The sequence below is a fragment of the Neoroseomonas eburnea genome, from assembly GCF_018129005.1.
Classification (GTDB): domain Bacteria; phylum Pseudomonadota; class Alphaproteobacteria; order Acetobacterales; family Acetobacteraceae; genus Neoroseomonas; species Neoroseomonas eburnea.
This window is the reverse complement of the sequence record NZ_JAAEDL010000068.1, coordinates 2,501-6,088: the sequence shown is the minus strand read 5'-3', so window position 1 is coordinate 6,088 and position 3,588 is coordinate 2,501. Positions and strand designations below refer to the sequence as shown.

Sequence of the window (3,588 nt, the reverse complement as noted above, 5' to 3'; positions counted from 1 at the left end):
TCATCCTGGGCGCGTGGGGAGATGGCAGCCTACAAGGTCCCGCGGGAGTTTGCCTTCGTGGACAGCCTGCCGCGCACCGCGAGCAACAAGATCGATTGGAGGCGGGTTCAGCTTGATGAGGCGCAGTGCCCGGCGTGAGTTGAGAAGCTCGGCGGGAGTACTGGCGCTGGCGCGTCTCGCCGAGGTTGTGCTGCGGATGGCTGGAAGGCCGAAACCCGCCGCGGATGAGTATGGCGGGTTGTAGCTGTTGATGGATGCGGGGACAGGATTTGAACCTGTGACCTTCAGGTTATGAGCCTGACGAGCTACCGGGCTGCTCCACCCCGCGGTGGTGGGAGATGTCCGTGCGGGGAGAGAGATCCCGTGGGACGAAGGTTTGAGAGGATCCGGCCTGGTGGCCCGGCGGCGACCGACTCTCCCGCGTCTTGAGACGCAGTACCATGGGCGCTGGGGTGTTTCACGGCCGTGTTCGGGATGGGAACGGGTGTGGCAACCCCGCGATAACCACCGGGCCACCGGGCCGGATCCTCGGATGTGGTGATGGGATGATCGTGTTGTGTGTGTGAGCGTGGCTTGGCGCTGTGCGCGGTGGCCACTTTCGTGACCATGCGGTGGTGTTTGGGATAAGGAGTTCTATCGGGTGATTAGGACCGCTCGGCTGCACTCCTTACGGAGCTTCCACCTGCGGCCTATCGACGTGCTGGTCTTGCACGGCCCTTGGGGAGACCTCGTCTTGAGGCTGGTTTCCCGCTTAGATGCCTTCAGCGGTTATCCATTCCGCACTTGGCTACCCGGCGGTGCCGCTGGCGCGACAACCGGTGCACCAGAGGTGCGTCCTTCCCGGTCCTCTCGTACTAGGGAAAGATCCTCTCAAGTCTCCAACACCCACGGCAGATAGGGACCGAACTGTCTCACGACGTTCTAAACCCAGCTCACGTACCGCTTTAATCGGCGAACAGCCGAACCCTTGGGACCTGCTCCAGCCCCGGGATGCGATGAGCCGACATCGAGGTGCCAAACCTCCCCGTCGATGTGGACTCTTGGGGGAGATCAGCCTGTTATCCCTAGAGTACCTTTTATCCGTTGAGCGATGGCCCTTCCACGCGGGACCACCGGATCACTAAGGCCGACTTTCGTCCCTGCTCGCGCTGTCGCGCTCGCAGTCAGGCGGGCTTGTGCCTTTGCACTCAACAGCCGATGTCCGACCGGCTTGAGCCCACCATCGCGCGCCTCCGTTACCTTTTGGGAGGCGACCGCCCCAGTCAAACTGCCCACCAGGCAGGGTCCCGACCCCGGGTGACGGGGTTCGGTTAGACGCCAGAAAGGCGCAGGGTGGTATTTCAAGGTTGCCTCCACCAGAGCTGGCGCCCCGGCTTCAATGGCTCCCACCTATCCTACACAGCCCCTTCCTGGCGCCACTGCCAAGCTGCAGTAAAGGTTCATAGGGTCTTTCCGTCTGACCGCGGGTACCCCGCATCTTCACGGGGAATTCAATTTCGCTGAGCCCATACCGGAGACAGTGGGGAGGTCGTTACGCCATTCGTGCAGGTCGGAACTTACCCGACAAGGAATTTCGCTACCTTAGGACCGTTATAGTTACGGCCGCCGTTTACCGGGGCTTCAGTTCGGAGCTTGCACTCCTCCCTTTAACCTTCCGGCACCGGGCAGGCGTCAGACCCTATACGTCATCTCTCGATTTCGCAGAGCCCTGTGTTTTTACTAAACAGTCGCCACCCCCTGGTCTGTGCCACCCGCCCATGGTTGCCCACAGACGGGTCCCGCTTATCGCTAACTTACGCGGGCAATTTGCCTAGTTCCTTCGGTATGGTTCTCTCAAGCGCCTTGGAATACTCATCCAGTCCACCTGTGTCGGTTTCGGGTACGGTCCATATGCCAGAGCTATTTCCCGGACCGATCCAACTGCCACCCCAATCCGATAAGGGATGACAGAACTTCACGGCCGTCACTTCTGGCGGGCCCAGGAATATTCACCTGGTTCCCATCGGCTACGGCTTTCGCCCTCGCCTTAGGGGCCGGCTCACCCTGCGCGGATTAACCTTGCGCAGGAACCCTTGGACTTTCGGCGACAGAGTTTCTCACTCTGTTTGTCGCTACTCATGTCCGCATTCGCACTTCCGATACCTCCACGGCCCCTCACGGATACCGCTTCACAGGCCTACGGAACGCTCCGCTACCGCGCGTATTGCTACGCACCCACAGCTTCGGCAGATGGCTTGAGCCCCGGTACATTTTCGCCGCAAGACAGCTTGTTTAGACCAGTGAGCTATTACGCTTTCTTTAAAGGATGGCTGCTTCTAAGCCAACCTCCTGGTTGTTTTGGCCGTCTCACATGCTTTCCCACTTAGCCATCATTTGGGGGCCTTAGCTGGTGGTCTGGGTTGTTTCCCTCTCGACAATGGACCTTAGCACCCACTGTCTGTCTGCCCGCCTGCACTCATCGGCATTCGGAGTTCGGTAGGGTTTGGTAGGGCTTTGGGCCCCCCTAGCCCTTCCGGTGCTCTACCTCCGACGGTGATCGACGGACGATCTACCTCAATAGATTTCGCGGAGAACCAGCTATTTCCTGGTTTGATTGGCCTTTCACCCCTAGCCACAGATCATCCCCGACTTTTTCAACAGGCGTGGGTTCGGCCCTCCAGTGGGTGTTACCCCACCTTCAGCCTGTCCATGGCTAGATCACCAGGTTTCGGGTCTCATGCCGGCAACTATGCGCCCTATTCAGACTCGCTTTCGCTGCGCCTACACCTCTCGGCTTAAGCTTGCTGCCAACACGAACTCGCGGACCCATTATACAAAAGGTACGCCGTCACCCTTGCGGGCTCCGACTGCTTGTAGGCATCCGGTTTCAGGTCTCTTTCACTCCCCTCGTCGGGGTGCTTTTCACCTTTCCCTCACGGTACTTGTGCACTATCGGTCGCCAAGGAGTATTTAGGCTTGGAGGGTGGTCCCCCCATGTTCAGACAGGGTTTCACGTGCCCCGCCCTACTCAAGGATCCTCGCGAACACTACGCCTACGGGGCTATCACCCACTGCGGCCAACCTTTCCAGGCTGTTCGGCTTCTTTCGCAAAGACCACTGGCCTGCTCCGCGTTCGCTCGCCACTACTAGCGGAATCTCTGTTGATGTCTTTTCCTCCAGGTACTGAGATGTTTCAGTTCCCTGGGTTTGCCTCCCGACCCTATGAATTCAGGCCGGGATACCCCAAAGGGGTGGGTTTCCCCATTCGGACATCCGCGGATCAACGATCGCTCGCATCTCCCCGCGGCTTTTCGCAGCGTGCCACGTCCTTCATCGCCTCTTGGCGCCAAGGCATCCACCGAATGCCCTTCTCTCACTCCATATCCACACCACCGCCCGCGCACAGGGCCAAACCACGCCCCATGCCGCTACCACTCTCGGGCGGCAGCGCCCGCAACATCCCCAGCCTCGCGGTCAAACTCGGCCGGACGATGTGCGTCACTCGCACACACAACTGATCATCTTCACCATGTGAAAGAACATGCTCGCCCACCGCGCCACCCGGTTCCCTCTCGAGGATCCCGAACAGCGCCGCAGGGCGGGTTTCGG

At 59.9% G+C, this 3,588-nt stretch carries 1 protein-coding gene, 1 tRNA gene and 2 rRNA genes; 1 reads left to right on the top strand and 3 read right to left on the bottom strand.

Annotated elements, in window-relative coordinates; all coding sequences use genetic code 11:
- Positions 1–138: AMP-binding enzyme (locus GXW74_RS28530; protein WP_211850117.1), on the top strand; the 138-nt coding region annotated here is incomplete at its 5' end.
- Between the two features lie 113 nt (positions 139–251).
- Here GXW74_RS28530 and GXW74_RS27590 read toward each other — a convergent pair.
- The 3 genes from GXW74_RS27590 to GXW74_RS27580 all read right to left on the bottom strand — a co-directional run bounded on the left by GXW74_RS27590 (position 252) and on the right by GXW74_RS27580 (position 3,361).
- A tRNA-Met gene (locus tag GXW74_RS27590) sits at positions 252–328 on the bottom strand.
- 69 nt (positions 329–397) lie between these two features.
- Positions 398–512, bottom strand: a 5S ribosomal RNA gene (rrf, locus tag GXW74_RS27585).
- A gap of 111 nt (positions 513–623) precedes the next feature.
- Positions 624–3,361 (bottom strand): 23S ribosomal RNA (locus GXW74_RS27580).
- Positions 3,362–3,588: the final 227 nt, after the last annotated feature.